General features: G+C 61.4%; 14 protein-coding genes. 10 read left to right on the top strand and 4 right to left on the bottom strand.

Going from position 1 to position 14,855, the window contains the following annotated elements; translation table 11 throughout:
* Positions 1–129: 129 nt before the first annotated feature.
* Positions 130–1,029 (top strand): polyphosphate kinase 2, encoded by a 900-nt coding sequence (gene ppk2, locus F4V58_RS10240; RefSeq protein WP_075735710.1) that lies wholly within the window; start codon positions 130–132, stop codon positions 1,027–1,029.
* Between the two features lie 74 nt (positions 1,030–1,103).
* Here ppk2 and F4V58_RS10235 read toward each other — a convergent pair whose 3' ends face one another.
* The 4 genes from F4V58_RS10235 to F4V58_RS10220 all read right to left on the bottom strand — a co-directional run bounded on the left by F4V58_RS10235 (position 1,104) and on the right by F4V58_RS10220 (position 6,445).
* On the bottom strand, positions 1,104–5,060 hold the full coding sequence (locus F4V58_RS10235) for a Pls/PosA family non-ribosomal peptide synthetase (RefSeq protein ID WP_075735709.1): 3,957 nt from the start codon (positions 5,058–5,060) through the stop codon (positions 1,104–1,106).
* A complete protein-coding gene (locus F4V58_RS10230; protein WP_075735707.1) occupies positions 5,061–5,513 on the bottom strand; it encodes a MarR family winged helix-turn-helix transcriptional regulator in 453 nt (150 codons plus the stop codon).
* A gap of 47 nt (positions 5,514–5,560) precedes the next feature.
* Positions 5,561–5,851 carry a rhodanese-like domain-containing protein gene (locus F4V58_RS10225; protein WP_075735705.1) on the bottom strand — a complete coding sequence of 97 codons (291 nt, stop codon included), beginning with the start codon at positions 5,849–5,851 and terminating at the stop codon, positions 5,561–5,563.
* Positions 5,852–5,971: 120 nt separating this feature from the next.
* Positions 5,972–6,445 carry an inorganic diphosphatase gene (locus F4V58_RS10220; protein ID WP_075736701.1) on the bottom strand — a complete coding sequence of 158 codons (474 nt, stop codon included), beginning with the start codon at positions 6,443–6,445 and terminating at the stop codon, positions 5,972–5,974.
* Between the two features lie 94 nt (positions 6,446–6,539).
* On the opposite strand from F4V58_RS10220, the gene dacB reads away from it, so the two are divergent.
* From dacB to F4V58_RS10175, 9 genes are read left to right on the top strand one after another with little or no spacing between them, the layout of a single operon-like run.
* The gene (gene dacB, locus F4V58_RS10215) at positions 6,540–7,823 is read left to right on the top strand and encodes a D-alanyl-D-alanine carboxypeptidase/D-alanyl-D-alanine endopeptidase (RefSeq protein ID WP_075735703.1); all 1,284 of its coding nucleotides are present in this window, start codon (positions 6,540–6,542) and stop codon (positions 7,821–7,823) included.
* Positions 7,823–8,770 (top strand): tRNA lysidine(34) synthetase TilS, encoded by a 948-nt coding sequence (tilS, locus tag F4V58_RS10210; RefSeq protein ID WP_075735701.1) that lies wholly within the window; start codon positions 7,823–7,825, stop codon positions 8,768–8,770. Before dacB ends, tilS begins: the two co-directional genes overlap by 1 nt.
* A 9-nt stretch (positions 8,771–8,779) precedes the next feature.
* Positions 8,780–9,364 (top strand): hypoxanthine phosphoribosyltransferase, encoded by a 585-nt coding sequence (gene hpt, locus F4V58_RS10205; RefSeq protein WP_075735699.1) that lies wholly within the window; start codon positions 8,780–8,782, stop codon positions 9,362–9,364.
* A gap of 21 nt (positions 9,365–9,385) precedes the next feature.
* Positions 9,386–12,016: an ATP-dependent zinc metalloprotease FtsH gene (ftsH, locus tag F4V58_RS10200; protein ID WP_075735697.1), complete on the top strand. Its 2,631-nt coding sequence runs from the start codon at positions 9,386–9,388 to the stop codon at positions 12,014–12,016.
* Positions 12,006–12,590, top strand: coding sequence for a GTP cyclohydrolase I FolE (folE, locus tag F4V58_RS10195; protein WP_075735695.1), 585 nt, complete (start codon positions 12,006–12,008; stop codon positions 12,588–12,590). Before ftsH ends, folE begins: the two co-directional genes overlap by 11 nt.
* Before the next feature lie 3 nt (positions 12,591–12,593).
* Positions 12,594–13,499, top strand: coding sequence for a dihydropteroate synthase (gene folP, locus F4V58_RS10190; RefSeq protein ID WP_075735693.1), 906 nt, complete (start codon positions 12,594–12,596; stop codon positions 13,497–13,499).
* A 5-nt stretch (positions 13,500–13,504) separates the two neighbouring features.
* Positions 13,505–13,879, top strand: coding sequence for a dihydroneopterin aldolase (folB, locus tag F4V58_RS10185; RefSeq protein WP_075735691.1), 375 nt, complete (start codon positions 13,505–13,507; stop codon positions 13,877–13,879).
* A gap of 3 nt (positions 13,880–13,882) precedes the next feature.
* A complete protein-coding gene (gene folK / locus F4V58_RS10180) occupies positions 13,883–14,368 on the top strand; it encodes a 2-amino-4-hydroxy-6-hydroxymethyldihydropteridine diphosphokinase (protein WP_075735689.1) in 486 nt (161 codons plus the stop codon).
* Positions 14,365–14,835, top strand: a complete 471-nt coding sequence (locus F4V58_RS10175; RefSeq protein WP_075735687.1) for a DUF3180 domain-containing protein — start codon at positions 14,365–14,367, stop codon at positions 14,833–14,835. Before folK ends, F4V58_RS10175 begins: the two co-directional genes overlap by 4 nt.
* The last annotated feature ends 20 nt before the right edge of the window (positions 14,836–14,855 follow it).

Here is a 14,855-nt window from a genome sequence, read left to right as displayed (position 1 = left end):
CGTTGGAAAGCTCGCACCGCACGGTGCGGGCTTTTTCATATGTGGGTGCGAGCCAACTCACTACATTTGGGGTAGGGAAACTTGGCAAAATCACGGCCCGGCCTGGGAAAAACGCGTAAAATAGGCTGTATGGCTGATATTAAAGATGATGAATTGCCGGAGATTGACTTAGCTAAGACTGAAGGCTATCTAGTAGATGATTCGGATGAGGATGACCCGGATCTGATTATGCCGGATGGCTCACCCATTCAGACGTGGCGTGAGAACTATCCGTACGAAGAACGGATGACCCGTGATGAGTATGAGTCCACTAAGCGCGCGCTCCAGATTGAGCTGTTGAAGTGGCAGAATTGGACCAAGGAGACTGGTCAGCGCCATATCATCATCTTTGAAGGCCGTGACGCCGCCGGCAAGGGGGGCACTATTAAGCGTTTCAACGAGCACCTTAACCCACGTGGTGCGCGCACGGTGGCTTTGGAAAAGCCTTCCCCACGGGAGTCCACTTCGTGGTATTTCCAGCGGTACATTGAGCACTTTCCGGCTGGCGGGGAGATAGTCTTCTTTGACCGCTCTTGGTACAACCGCTCTGGCGTGGAGCGCGTGATGGGCTTTTGTACGGAGTCTCAGCACGCGGAGTTCCTGCGGGAGGTTCCAATGTTGGAAAACATGCTCTTGGGTTCCGGTATTTCGATTACCAAGTTGTGGTTCTCCGTGACCCGCAAGGAGCAGCGCACCCGCTTTGCTATCCGCCAGATTGACCCGGTCCGGCAGTGGAAGCTTTCCCCCATGGACTTGGCTTCCTTGGATAAGTGGGATGATTACACCCGGGCCAAGGAGGAGCAGTTCCGGTACACGGATACGGATGAGTCCCCGTGGATTACCATCAAGTCCAATGACAAGAAGCGCGCTCGTGTCAACGCTATGCGTTATGTGCTCTCCAAGTTTGAGTACACCAGCAAGGACCACAGTGTGGTCGGTGAGCCTGATGATTTAATTGTCAAGCGCGGCCGTGAACAGATTGGTGATTAAAAGTTTCTAGGCAACCTGTTTGCCCGTCTGAGCGGCTTCCCTTCTTTGCCGGGGAGGCCGCTTTCGCTTTGCGGCTACCGCCAGGGTTCAATGGGGTTGCCTTGCCAGGTGCTGTTGTCCGGCACGCGGTCGCCGCGCATGACCAACGAGCCCGGCCCTACGGTGGCACCGGTTCCAACGGTGGCTGCGGGAAGGGCAACCGAGTGGGAACCAAGGGTAGCGCCGGCACCAATGTGCACGGTATCTAGGCTCATAACGCGGTCTTGGAAGAGGTGGGTTTGCACTACTGTGCCGGGGCCCACGGTCGCGCCGTCGCCAACCACGCAGAGGTCGGTTTCGGGGAACCAGTAGGACTCAATCCACGCGCCACGGCCAATCCGCACCCCCAGGGCGCGCAGTCCCATGTTCATCGCGCCGGTGCCGGTGGTGTGGGTGAAGAACCAGGGCGCGGCCACGGATTCCACGAAGGTGTCTTGGAGCTCGTTGAGCCAGACAAACGGTGACCAGAGCGGGTGGTCCCCGGTGCGGTGTTTGCCCACGCAGACCCACTTCACGGCGGCCGTGATGGCCATGGCTACACAGCCGGAGGCTATGAGTACCAGGCCGCTTAAACCCCACGCGGTGGCTAGACCGTGGTGGGCGAGCAGGTAGTACATGGTGCCCACGGTGGCGGCCATGATCATGGCGGAGGTCATGGGGGCTAAAAGCCGCATGGTTTCCACCAGTCCGCGTGCTGCTTTGAGGCGCAGGGGTGGGTTATAGGTCAGCGACTGGGAGTCGTTGCCAGCGGTTTGGACTTCCACCCGGCGCATACGCTCTGGGGGTGAGCCCCACCAGTTGGAGCCAGCTTTGGATTTCTTTGGCGTGGAGGACAACACAGCAATGAGAGAGTTCTTGGCCAGCTTGCGGCCGGGGGCGGCTATTCCGGAGTTGCCCACGAAGGCTTTCTTGCCCACGCGGGTTGGACCGGTGAACATCCATCCGCGGCCTAGCTCATAGCCGCCCACCATGGTGTCATCGGCGAGGAAGGCGCCGTCGCGGATTTCGGTGAGTTTTGGAACCATGACTGCTGTGGAAATTTCCACGTCCTTGCCCACGGTTGCGCCTAGAGAGCGCAGCCATATAGGTGTGAGTTGGGAGGCGTAGAGGGGGAATAAGTGGGTGCGGGCGTCATCCATGAGGCGTTCGACGGCCCAGATCCGCCAGCCTAGGGCGGAGCGCACGGGAGCGATCCCGGGTTGAAGGCCAATCTGCAGTGTTTTGGTTCCGGCCCAGATGACGGACATGTACACGGCGAAGGCCGTGAGCGCCCCGAGTGGGGCAAAGAGTACCGCACCAATGTAGGGGTTGCCGTGGGTCATTGACACCAGCCCTAGGACTGCGGCTGTGCCCACGCCTACAGACATTAAGGGAAAGGCGGCCAGAAGGAAGGAGGTGAGCGCGTAGATCCATACCCAGTGCGGGCGCCGGGCGGGGTGTTCGTCCGGGAAGCGGTGCTTTGACCGGCCTACTTTGCGCGCGGGTGAGCCGGACCAGCGCTGGCCTGACTTGACTTTCTTTCGCGCCGTTACGGTGGAACCGGCCTCAATGTGTGCGTTTTTGCCAACAACCGCACCGGGGAGCAGCGTAGTGCGCGCGCCAATCCGGGAGTCGTGGTTGATGACAATGTCACCGACGTGGAGGGTGTCCCCATTGAGCCAGTACCCGGTTAAGTCTACTTCCGGTTCCACGGCCACGTGGTCACCGATGGTGAGTAGTCCTGTCACCGGAGGGAGGGAATGCAGGTCCACGCTTTTTCCCAGCTTGACGCCCAGCAGTCGGGCGTAGCTGTTGACCCAGGTGGAGCCCGCGATTGAGCGGGAACCGGAGGCGTCCGCCCAGCGTTCCGCGGCCCAGATTCGCAGGTGGGTGCTTCCGCCCCGGGGATAGCGGCCTGGACCTATCCCGGTTGTCAGCGCGCGTGCGCCTAGCGCGCCGATGGGGATCCGTCCCAGCGGGGTGGCAAAGATGAGCACCATGGCTATTGTTAACCACCAGCTGTAATGGGCAGCGGGCAAGCCAAGCGCCTTGGCGGCTAGGAGAATCCATGCCAGCCAGGAGGTGCCCTGCAAAGTCATAGCGGGGATTTGCGCCAGTGCTTGGATAGCACGGGTGCTAAGGCGCACGCGTTGGACTGGCTTGGCGGTGGTTGTTGGTACCGGGGCTTTAGTAGCAGCAATCTTTTCTGCCAAGCTGCCCAGCCGCGGGTGGTCGTAGAGATCGCGCACAGCTACGGTGGGGTAGCGTTCGCGGATTTTTCCTACCAGGGTGGCCGCTGCCAAGGAGGAGCCTCCTAGCGCAAAGAAGTCGGCCTTGTTGTGCTCTACTGATACGCCCAAGACGTCTACCCATAGCTGCGCCAGCCAGGCTTCGGTGGGGTTGAGCCCGGAGGCGTCCACGCCCACGCCGGGAAGAGGCCAGGGTAGAGCGTCCCGGTCCACCTTGCCGGAGGATTTCACTGGCAGCTGTTCAAGTACGCAGATTCGTGGCACTAGGGCGGCCGGCATGGTTTCAGCGAGGCGCGCGTGGGCCTGGGATTCGTCAAAGCCAGCGCTGTCGTTGTCCAAGGAAACGTATCCTACCAGCACCTTTTCCCCGCTGGGGGTGGAGCGGACTGCCACCGCGGAGTTATAGACATTGGCAAGTCCGGCCACGCTGGCCTCTACCTCGCCTAGCTCAATACGGCGCCCGCCAATTTTGACCTGGTCGTCCACGCGGCCCACAAAGTACAGGCCGTTTTCTTCTAGCCGCACGTGGTCGCCGGAGCGGTAGGCGCGCTGCCAGCCGAGGGACTCTAGGGGGGAGTACTTTTCTGCGTCTTTGACCGGGTCCAGGTAGCGCGCAAGTCCGACGCCGCCGATGACTAGTTGGCCAACCTCGCCAATTTTGACCGGTTGTTCGTGGGCGTCGACCACAGCTAGGTCCCACCCGGGAAGGGGCAGGCCGATGGTGACTGGCTGGCCGGGGGTGAGTTGGGCGGCGCAGGCCACCACGGTGGCCTCGGTGGGGCCGTAGGTATTCCACATCTCCCGCTCGGGGGTGGCTAGGCGGTCAACGAGTTCCTGGGAGCAGGCTTCTCCGCCCACGATGAGCAGGCGCACGGCGTCTAGGGCCTCGGCGGGCCAGAGTCCTGCCAGCGTGGGCACCGTGGAGACCACCGTGATGTCGCGGCGGATGAGCCAGGGGCCAAGATCCATGCCGGAGCGCACTAGGGAGCGCGGGGCCGGAACCAGGCAAGCGCCGTGGCCCCAGGCCAACCACATCTCCTCACAGGAGGCGTCAAAACCCACCGATAGGCCGGCTAGGACCCGGTCTTCGGGTCCCAGGGGATCATCCTGGAGGAAAAGCTGGGCTTCCGCGTCCACGAAGGCGGCGGCACTGCCGTGGGTCACGGCTACGCCTTTGGGTTTGCCGGTGGAGCCGGAGGTAAAAATTATCCAGGCGTCATCTTCTGGAGTGGGATCTCCCGTGGGGCCGCCGGCGCTGCCCAGAAAGTGGAACCCGTCATCGGTGAATACGCCGTTGATTTTGGCCTCAGCAAAGACCATCTCCGCGCGTTCTTCCGGGTCATCCGCGTCCACCGGGACGTAGGCCGCCCCGGCAAAGAGCGTGGCCAGGATGGCTAGGTAGAGCTCCCGTTTTCCGGAGGACATGCGCACGCCTATCCGGTCCCCGCGCCGCACGCCGCCCGCGCGCAGTTCTGCGGCCCAGGCCTCTACCTGTTCTAGGAGTTCGGCGTAGGTGAGGATCTCCCCGTCATCGATGGCGGCAGCGGCGGGGAAGAATTCCGCATTCGTGCGCACGATGTCTACCAGGGTGCGCGGAGGTGGCGCTTGGTCGCTGGTGAGGTACTGCTGCGGTACGTGGCCTAGGCCTGCGACTGGGCCTGGGCCTGGGCCTGGGCCAGGGCCTGTGCCAGGGCCAGGCAGGGGCGGTTGGTCGGGCTCCGAATTCCGCCCGTGGCGGCTCCCGGAGCCGGGGGCGCGGTTCATCTAGGAATCAGCCTCGCCAGCCAGCACGATGGATTTTGCCAGTTTGCGCAGGTGCTTGAGCTGTTTATTGGTGGAGGCATCCAGTGCCTCGTCTTCGGCTTCAGTGACCAATTCGGCCAGCTCCTTGTGGGCCTTGGTGCCTTTCTTAGTGCTGGTAACAATCTGACGCCTCCGGTCGCTGGGGTCGCGTTGGCGGCTAACCCAGCCGCGCTTTTCCAAGGAGTCAATCAGCCGGACCATGTCCGAGGCGTCAATGGCCAGGGTGTCGGACAACTGGGTTTGGCTAGAGGCGCTTTCATCCATGAGGCAGGCCAGGACCCAGAACTCCCGGAGGGTGGTGTCCTTGTCATCAAGGGCGGATTCCACGGTGTCGCGGACGCGGCGGCGGACCCTCTCCAGCTGGAAGGATGGAGACTCTAGGAGGGCGGTGGGGATGGGGGTATTATTAGACATGCCACCATCTTAGCCTCAAAAGATTGGTTAAAGCCAACTATTGGGCGCTACTCCATGGGGAGCCCTTCCTCCCGCCACCGGTCCGTCCCGCCGGCTACGTTGTGTGCGTCCCACCCCAGGGATTGTTCCAAGTATGCGCAGACCTTGGCGCTGCGGCCGCCGGACTTGCAAATAACGTAGATGTCCTGGTCCGGGTCAATTTCTCCTACGCGTTGCGCCAACTCACCCATGGGAATGTGCTTGACGCCCTTGGCGTGGTCTGTGGCGTACTCCCAATCTTCGCGGACATCAATGATTTGGGCGCCGGACGGGATGTTCTTCGGTTCTACTTGTTTCATGCTGCCCACTCTAGACACTTTTATTCGGGGAAAAGCAAAATCCGCCACAAACCCTGGTGCGGAAGGAGAAGTTATTTCCCCCTTTTTACCGGGCGGCGGCGGATCTATCCCAGCGGCGGGTTACTGGTGGCGGGCGATGGCCTCTTCGAGGATCTTTTCCGCCTCTGCCTTGTCACCCCAGCCGGAGCCGGTGACTTCCTTGTTGGGCTCCAGGTCCTTGTAGTGGACAAAGAAGTGTTCAATCTCTTCCTTGATGTGGTCTTCCACGTCAGAGATGTCCTGGTAGCGCTCCCAGCGGGGGTCGTCGATGACGCACAGCAGTTTGTCATCTCCGCCGGCCTCATCGGTCATCTTGAATACACCCAGGATGCGGGCCTCAACAACAACGCCTGGAAATACAGGTTCAGGCAGGATGACCAGCGCGTCTAGTGGGTCACCATCTTCGCCCAGAGTGTGGTCAATGAAGCCGTAGTCTGCCGGGTAAGCCATCGGGGTAAACAGGTAGCGGTCCAGCATGACCTTGCCAGTTTCATGATCAACTTCGTACTTGTTGCGGGACCCGCGTGGGATTTCGATGGTTACTTCAACGCTCACGTTGTATTCCTCCAATGGGTTGGCTCCAGCGGGAGCCAAGATTTTAGGGTGTTGACAATTGCATCTCACAGCATACCCGCTACGCTTTAGTGCGATGAGTAAACGTTACGTGTGGTGGGCTACCTGTGCGGTAGTCCTGTTAGGAGCCGGTTCTGCGGTCGCGGCAACTGGTGTGGCTGTGCACGATGCCTATTCCGGCTTGGATCACGGCCAGCCCTACCAAGCGCCAGCGGTGGCCCTACCACTGCGGCCGGTGCAGCCGGTGCCGGTGGGTACCCGAGCGCTGTCCGGCCGGTTAGAGCAACTTTCGGCTGGTTTCGCGGGAGTGCTAGGAGCCCAGGTCATTGACACCACCAGCGGGGAGGTTGTCTGGGACAAACAAGGCGGCGCACCGCTGGTGCCCGCGTCCGCGACCAAGGCTCTGACCGTGGCCGCAGCTACCGCGCAGCTCGACGCGGGGGCCCGCCTGCACACGCAGATTGTTCGCGGCGCTAACCCCGGTGAGGTGGTCATCAAATCTGCCGGGGACGTATGGATGACGCTCACGCAGCTAGACCAGGTGGCCCAGGATATTCTGGCAGTGGTACCCCAGGTAGAAGCGGTGTTTGTGGATAACTCCGTGTGGCCGGGCCCGGTGGAGGCCAAGGGCTGGGACCCGGACAACGTTGATGGCGGCTTCATCACGCCCATGGAACCCAGCATGGTCTTTGGCGGCCGCCTCGGTGCCGCAAAAGGAGACGTCCCGCGCAGCCACACCCCTTCCTTTGACGTGGCCAAGTTTTTAGCGCGCCGGCTAGACGCCCCCACTTTCGGGGTGGGGCCGGCCCCAGCGGGCGCGGAGGTCATCGCGGAGATCGTTTCCCCGCCGTTTTCACAGCGAGCTGAGGCGGCCATGAAACATTCTGACAACGTGATGGCTGAGGCTATCGGCAGAGAATTAGCAGCAGCGCGCGGTGAAGAACCCAGCTTTGCCGGCGCTACGCGCGCCACGCTGGCGGTACTGGAAGAACGCGGGATGCCCACCACCGGAGTGATCTTAGAAGACAACTCTGGGCTGTCCACTGACAACCGGATCCCGCCGGCGGTATTGGCCAAGGTTATGGCCACGGCCGCCACGGATTCTGCGTTGCGGCCGGTTATAGGCTACCTCCCAGTGGCTGGCGGAAAGGGCACCCTGGACGCGCGTTATACCGAACTTGGCGGCCGGGGCTTTGTCCGTGCCAAGACCGGCACGCTCACCGGGGTCTCGGCGCTCACGGGCATAGCGCAGGGCACTTCGGGTCACATCTACGCCTTTGCCTTCCTGGTCAATGACGGCGATATCCTGGCTGCGCGCGGGCTGCAGGATAACCTAGCTTCCGCGCTGCACGAGTTCTAATGGAACCCTTCTGGCCCCGGCGCTCGCCCAACTTCGCCCTCCTGCGTGCAGCCGTACGTGAATTCACTGCTCACCCCGTGGCGGTAGGGCTTAGCGGGGGACCGGATTCCCTGGCGCTGGCCGCGGCGCTGGCGGCCGAGTCCTCCAGATCCTCCCACCGCACAAAGCCGCCACTAGCCATTTGCGTGGACCATGGTTTGCAGGAAGGCTCCGCAGACGTTGCCGCCGGCGCGGCGGCTAAAGCGCGGTCCTTCGGGCTGCGCGCGCAGGTAGTTCGGGTGGCGGCGGGGTCCGGGGAGGCATCGGCAAGAATTGCCCGGTACCGGGCGCTAGCCACCTTCGGCCTGCCGGTGATGGCGGCCCATACCGCCGAGGACCAGGCGGAAACCCTCCTACTGGGCGCGCTGCGCGGGTTCGCTACGGGCATGGCCCCGGAATCGGAAGTGGAGGGCTGCCGTATCCTCCGGCCGCTGCTGCACCTGCGGCGGGCACACACCGAGGCCGCCTGCTCCGAGCTGGGGCTGGAACCCTGGCTAGACCCCCACAATGACAGCGCGGATTTCCGCCGCGTGCGGGTGCGGAAAGAGGTCCTGCCCCTCCTGGCAGATATCGTGGGCGGGGACGCGGTGGCACCGCTGGCGGCAGCCGGTGACGCCCTAGCGGCAGATAACGCGCTGCTGGCCACACCAGCCAGCAACGACATCGCCACGTTGGTAGAACTTCCGGCACCGCAGCGCAGCCGCGCCATCAAAGCGTGGCTCCTAGCGCACGGGGTGGACGCCGGCCGCGCTAGTCTAGAGGCTATAGGTAGGCTAGTGACAAACTGGCACGGGCAGGGCCCCGTGGCGGTGAAAAGTAGCGGAAACCCCCGGGTGAGGTTGGAAGTCAAGCGCCAAGGTGGCAAACTGGCACTATTGCCCGGCACAATCTCCAGTAAAGACAACTAAGGAGCCTCCATGCACGAAATCCAAGACCACCCGATTCCGGCCAACCCTTACGGTGAAGATATTGCACACGTTGTGCTCTCTGAAGAAGAGATCCGTAAGCGCGTTCAGGAACTGGCGGATCTGGTTTCGGAGAAGTACAAGGACATCGAGCAAGAGCTTATCCTCGTGGGAGTTCTCAAGGGAGCCGTATTCTTCCTGTCAGATTTCGCCCGCGCGTTGTCTATCCCCTCCCAGCAGGAATTTATGGCCGTTTCCTCCTATGGAAATTCCACCTCTTCCTCCGGCGTGGTGCGGATTATCAAAGACCTTGACCGCAACATTGAAGGCCGCGACGTCCTGATTGTGGAGGACATCATTGACTCCGGACTGACCCTGTCCTGGCTGCTCGGAAACCTACGCGGCCGCAAGCCTCGCAGCCTGGAGATTGTTACCCTGCTGCGCAAACCCGAGGTAGTCAAGGCCAACCTGGACCTGCTGGCTACCGGGTTTGATATTCCCAATGAGTTTGTTGTGGGGTACGGCCTGGATTTTGCCGAGAACTACCGCGACCTGCCCTTCGTAGGCACCCTGAAGCCTGACGTTTACACGGATTAAAAAGAAAACTTTAAAAAATTGATGAAGAATTCCAACATTGTGCGCTACGGCTCAATCGCTGCGCTGGTGCTCATGGCGCTATACGCCTTTACCTTTTTTACCAATGACACCCGCAATTTTATGCGGGTTGACACCTCCATCGCTCTAGAGCAGATGGCGGAGAAAAACGTCGAAGAGGCCCAGATTGATGACCGCGAACAACAAGTCAGGCTCAAGCTCCGCGAGCCCATTACTGTCGAAGAGCGCGAGGGCATCGAAGAAGTCATAGCTAAGTATCCCGCGCGTGCCACTGAGCAGATTTTCAACTCGGTCAAGGACTCCGGCGCGGAGAAATTTGCTACGCACGTGACGCAGGAATCCTTCATCGGCAGCATTATCAGCTTCATGCTTCCGATGCTGCTGCTGTTTGGTCTGCTGTTCTTTTTCATGTCCCGCATGCAGCAGGGCGGTGGCGGAATGTTTGGCATTGGCGCGTCCAAAGCCAAAGAGCTCACCAAGGATATGCCCACCAACACTTTTGCGGATGTTGCTGGTGCAGACGAAGCCGTGGAAGAGCTCATGGAAATCAAGGACTTCCTGGAAGACCCCTCCCGCTACCATGAGCTGGGCGCGAAGATCCCGCGCGGCGTGTTGCTCTATGGCCCTCCGGGTACAGGCAAGACGCTGCTCGCCCGTGCGGTAGCCGGTGAGGCCGGGGTGCCATTCTTTAGCATCTCCGGTTCGGACTTTGTGGAGATGTTTGTGGGCGTGGGCGCTTCCCGCGTGCGCGATCTGTTCAAGCAGGCCAAGGCGCAATCCCCCTGCATCATCTTCGTAGATGAGATTGACGCCGTTGGCCGCCAACGCGGTTCCGGCATGGGTGGCGGCCACGACGAGCGGGAGCAAACCCTCAACCAGCTCCTGGTGGAAATGGACGGCTTCGGCGACCGTGAGGGCGTTATCCTCATTGCCGCTACCAACCGGCCTGACATCCTGGACCCCGCGCTGCTGCGCCCCGGGCGCTTTGACCGCCAGATTCCCGTAACCGCACCGGATCTGGCCGGGCGGGAGAAGATTTTGGAAGTCCACTCCAAAGACAAGCCCCTGGCTAGGGAAGTTAACGTCAAGGAATTGGCCAAGCGTACCGCCGGCATGTCCGGCGCGGACCTGGCCAACGTGCTCAACGAAGCGGCGTTGCTTACCGCCCGTATTGGCGGCAATGTCATTACCGCCGACGCCCTGGAAGAGGCCACCGACCGCGTTGTGGGCGGCCCCCGCCGGCAGTCGAAGATCATCTCCGAGCATGAAAAGAAGGTCACCGCCTATCACGAGGGCGGCCACACTTTGGCGGCCTGGGCCATGAAAGATATTGAGCGTGTCTATAAGGTCACCATTCTGGCCCGCGGGCGCACCGGCGGCCATGCCATGACGTCCCAGGAAGACGACAAGGGTATGTACACCCGGGATGAGCTTTTCGCCCGCTTGGTCTTTGCCATGGGTGGCCGCGCTGCCGAAGAGCTAGTTTTTGGCGCACCGACCACCGGCGCGTCTTCCGATATTGAGCACGCCACCAAGATAGCGCGCGCCATGCTGACCGAATACGGTTTCAGCCCGGAGCTGGGCACCGTGAAATACGGCCAAGAGCAGGGGGATCCCTTTGCCCATGGTGGCGCCGGCGGGAGCATTGAGTACTCCGATGCCGTGGCGCGGACCATTGATGAACAGATGCGCTACCTTCTGGGGCGCGCACACCGCCAGGCTTATGACGTTCTAGCGGAAAACCGTGACTACCTGGATAAGCTGGTGGAAATGCTGCTGGAGAAGGAAACTTTGCGCCGGCCGGACTTGGAAGCGTGCTTTGCTGGAATTGAGCCCCGGGAGGCCCTAGAGGTCTTTGAGGGCGAAGATGATTTCTTCCCCCGCCAGGAAGGCCGGGAGCCGGTTAAGACCCCGGTGGAGATTGCCAAAGAGCGCGGCGAGGAACCGCCCAAGCGTTTCACCTTGCTTGATGCCACCAAGGCCGTGCGCGCCCGCCGCGAAGCTGAGCGCAAAGCCCGCCTTGAGGAAGCCGAAAAGGCCGAGGGTAGTGAGAAGCCGGCTAAGTCGATTATTCCCGGTAAGCCCTTCTTAGGCAGCAAGGGTGCAGAGCCCGGAGCTCACGGCGCGCAGGATAAGTCGGAAGACGGTTCTGGCGCTGCTGTGCCCACCAAGCGCGTTATCAAAGCTGAGGAAGAAATTGGATTCAACTTTGGTATTCACGCTGGTGATTACTCTGAAGACGGCAAGCGGGACAGCTCCGATAACGGCGAAGCTAAGCAGGAGACTCAGGAGCTGACTCTGGCAGTCCAACCCGGTTCTACAGAGGTAATTTCGGTGCGGGATGGCGCTGCCCAGCATGAACAGCGCGACGACCGCGACGACCGCAGTGACCGTGATGACCGCAGTGACCGCAGTGACCGCCGCGAGCACGCTGCCAAGGACAGCGCTGCGGACGACGCTGCTAAGGACAGCGCTGCGGACAACGCTGCGGACAACGCCGCAGGCACCGCGCCGCGGGGGCGGCACTACCGGGCACCGGAGACTTCCGATGACTGGGCGAACCCCGGCTGGCACGTTCCGGATCCGGAGGACAACCCGTACGGCACCGGCCGGGGGGATGGCAATGAGCGATAAAGCCACCCCACGCTTTGACCAAGAACGCGCGGAGGCCGCGGTACGCGAACTGCTCCTGGCCGTTGGCGAGGACCCCGACAGGGAGGGGCTGCAAGAAACACCGGCTCGCGTGGCACGTTCCTATCGGGAGATTTTCGCGGGCTTGCATACCGATCCCACTGAGGTGCTGGCTAAGACCTTTGCTGAGGACCATCAGGAATTGGTCCTGGTCCGTGGCATCCCTATTTACTCCACCTGTGAGCACCACCTGGTGCCCTTTTATGGCAAGGCCCACATTGGCTACATCCCGGGTAAAGACGGCCACGTCACGGGGCTGTCCAAGCTGGCCCGTCTGGCGGACATGTACGCCAAGCGGCCGCAGGTTCAGGAACGCCTGACCTCGCAGATAGCCGACGCCCTGGTAGAGAAGCTGCACGCCCAGTCCGCCATCGTGGTTATTGAGGCTGAGCACCTGTGCATGGCCATGCGGGGTATCCGCAAGCCGGGGGCCACCACCACCACTTCCGCAGTGCGCGGCGGTTTTAAGACCAACCCTGCCTCGCGGGCTGAGGTTATGAGCCTGATTAGGCACTAACCAATGGACCAAGCACAAAGCGTAGCTGACCTGACTGTTGCTGACCGCACTCTAGTGATGGGGATAGTCAACGTCACCGAGGACTCTTTTTCCGACGGCGGGAAGTGGGTGGATCCGTCCGCAGCCGTAAAGCATGCGCGGGAGTTGGTGGCCAAGGGCGCTGACATCATTGACGTGGGCGGAGAATCCACCCGGCCCGGGGCAACCCGGGTAGACGCTGACTTAGAGCGCGCCCGCGTGGTGCCGGTTATCGCGGCTTTGCACGCGGAAGGAATCCGGACTTCCGTGGACACGATGCGGGCGGCAACGGCGCTTGCCGCCGCTGATGCGGGAGTGGATCTCATCAACGACGTGTCCGGTGGGCTAGCGGACCCAGGCATGTACAGCGCCATGGCCAGTGCAGGTATCCCGGTTTGTCTCATGCACTGGAAGACGCTGCAGGAGGGGGTGTTGTCTTCTGCCGGGCGCGCCCATGAGGACGGCAGTGTAGTCGAAGACGTGCAGGAAACACTCGGCAGGCTGGTGAACAAAGCTCTGTCCGCCGGGGTGCGCAGCGACAATATAGTCCTGGACCCAGGCTTAGGGTTTGCCAAATCCCCGCAAGATAACTGGGCTTTGCTCAACGCGCTCCCGCAGTTTCTAGAAGGCCAGTTCCCGCTGCTGGTTGGTGCCTCCCGGAAGAGGTTCCTGGCCGCTATCCGCGGGGACCGGGGCGTGGAGTCAAACCCTATATTGGCGGATCCCGCCACCGCAGCGGTGACCGCCATTTCAGCGCACCTGGGCGCTTGGGGGGTTCGGGTCCACGAAGTGGCAGTCTCCCGCGACGCCGTTGATGTGGCAGCCGCCTGGAACGCCGGCGCAGCCTATGCTGGTGGGCACACCACCCCGCAGACCTACCAGAGGAGTTAAGGAAGATGGCTGACAGAATTGAACTGACCGGGCTGGAGTTTTACGGCTACCACGGTGTATTAGCGGAGGAAAAGCGCGAAGGCCAACCGTTTATCATTGATATAACGTGCTGGTTGGATTTCTCCGGAGCCGCCCGTACGGATGATCTTGCGCAGACCCTCAATTACGCCGAACTCGCGGAGGTGGCAGCCAAGGTTGTGGAAGGCCCCTCCCGCGACCTCATCGAGACCGTGGCCTCTGCTGTGGCGGAAGATGTCATGCGTACCTTCAGTTTCCTGATGGCGGTAGAAGTGACTGTGCACAAACCAAAAGCACCTATCCCCCGGACGTTTAAAGATGTGGCAGTAGTTGCCCGGCGTTCTCGAAAGTACATGGGCTAGGCCATGCGGGCAGTGCTATCGGTTGGCTCAAACATGGATGACCGGGTGGAGCTTCTGCGCACCGTATTCCGGGATTTTGCGGGGGAGATTGTTAGCCAGTCCGCTGTGTATTCTACCCCGCCATGGGGAGTGGAAGACCAAGATGAGTTCCTCAACGCGGTGCTCGTAGTGGATGTGAATGACACGCCCTTGCAGCTGCTGGCGCGCGGGCAGGAGCTGGAAAACCAAGCCCAGCGCGCGCGCCTGCGCCGGTGGGGTCCCAGAACCCTGGACGTGGACATCGTGGACATTGAAGGTTTTAGTTCCGAGTCCGCGGAGCTTACCGTCCCGCACCCTTATGCCCATCAGCGCGCTTTTGTCCTGATCCCCTGGTTGGAGGCGCATCCCGCAGCTACACTGCATGGCAAAGAGCTGGGCGCGCTGATAGCGGACTTGGATCCCGCTGAAGTAGCCGGAGTCCGCAGACTTGGAATGATGGAGGAGCTATGAAACGCACGAGCCTCAAAGCACTGGTGGCGGTAGCTGGTTTCCTGGTGGCAGCCTTTGCCATAGTTACCCCGGCCTTTTACGGGAATATCTACTCCATCCCAGTGACCGTGTCTGTCACCTTATGGTTGATGACCGTGGTGTGCGTGATGTTGGCTTTTAAGGTCCGCGCTGCCAAGAAGGACGATGGTCTGGGGATCGGATTGGACCGCTCGCAGCTTAACCCCATGACGGTGGCCAACTTCATGCTGGTGGGAAAAGCGTCTGCGTGGACGGGCGCGGTGGTAGCTGGTGCATACGGGGGCATTGGTTGCTACGTCTTTCCCCGCGTGAATGAGCTGGCGGCGGCTGCGGATGACCTTTGGGGCGTCATCTTTTGCATCTCCGGCGGAGTAGCCATGGCGGCGTCCGGGTATTACCTGGAAGGCCAGTGTGAAGCGCCACCGCCGCCTGATGGTGTTGGCGCGTGAATTAAGTAGGGTAAATTAGA

Origin of the sequence: Corynebacterium phocae (assembly GCF_008693075.1) — a bacterium.
Lineage (GTDB): Bacteria > Actinomycetota > Actinomycetes > Mycobacteriales > Mycobacteriaceae > Corynebacterium > Corynebacterium phocae.
Note: the sequence above shows the minus strand (reverse complement) of the source record. Positions and strands in the feature narration are given on the sequence as shown.

Excerpts from the sequence above, each read along its gene's own strand:
- folE (WP_075735695.1), top strand. The coding sequence starts at position 12,006 with ATGAGCGATAAAGCCACCCCACGCTTTGACCAAGAACGCGCGGAGGCC.
- folB (WP_075735691.1), top strand. The coding sequence starts at position 13,505 with ATGGCTGACAGAATTGAACTGACCGGGCTGGAGTTTTACGGCTACCAC.
- dacB (WP_075735703.1), top strand. The coding sequence starts at position 6,540 with ATGAGTAAACGTTACGTGTGGTGGGCTACCTGTGCGGTAGTCCTGTTA.
- folK (WP_075735689.1), top strand. The coding sequence starts at position 13,883 with ATGCGGGCAGTGCTATCGGTTGGCTCAAACATGGATGACCGGGTGGAG.
- tilS (WP_075735701.1), top strand. The coding sequence starts at position 7,823 with ATGGAACCCTTCTGGCCCCGGCGCTCGCCCAACTTCGCCCTCCTGCGT.
- hpt (WP_075735699.1), top strand. The coding sequence starts at position 8,780 with ATGCACGAAATCCAAGACCACCCGATTCCGGCCAACCCTTACGGTGAA.
- ppk2 (WP_075735710.1), top strand. The coding sequence starts at position 130 with ATGGCTGATATTAAAGATGATGAATTGCCGGAGATTGACTTAGCTAAG.
- F4V58_RS10175 (WP_075735687.1), top strand. The coding sequence starts at position 14,365 with ATGAAACGCACGAGCCTCAAAGCACTGGTGGCGGTAGCTGGTTTCCTG.
- F4V58_RS10225 (WP_075735705.1), bottom strand. The coding sequence starts at position 5,851 with ATGAAACAAGTAGAACCGAAGAACATCCCGTCCGGCGCCCAAATCATT.
- ftsH (WP_075735697.1), top strand. The coding sequence starts at position 9,386 with ATGAAGAATTCCAACATTGTGCGCTACGGCTCAATCGCTGCGCTGGTG.
- F4V58_RS10235 (WP_075735709.1), bottom strand. The coding sequence starts at position 5,060 with ATGAACCGCGCCCCCGGCTCCGGGAGCCGCCACGGGCGGAATTCGGAG.
- F4V58_RS10230 (WP_075735707.1), bottom strand. The coding sequence starts at position 5,513 with ATGTCTAATAATACCCCCATCCCCACCGCCCTCCTAGAGTCTCCATCC.
- folP (WP_075735693.1), top strand. The coding sequence starts at position 12,594 with ATGGACCAAGCACAAAGCGTAGCTGACCTGACTGTTGCTGACCGCACT.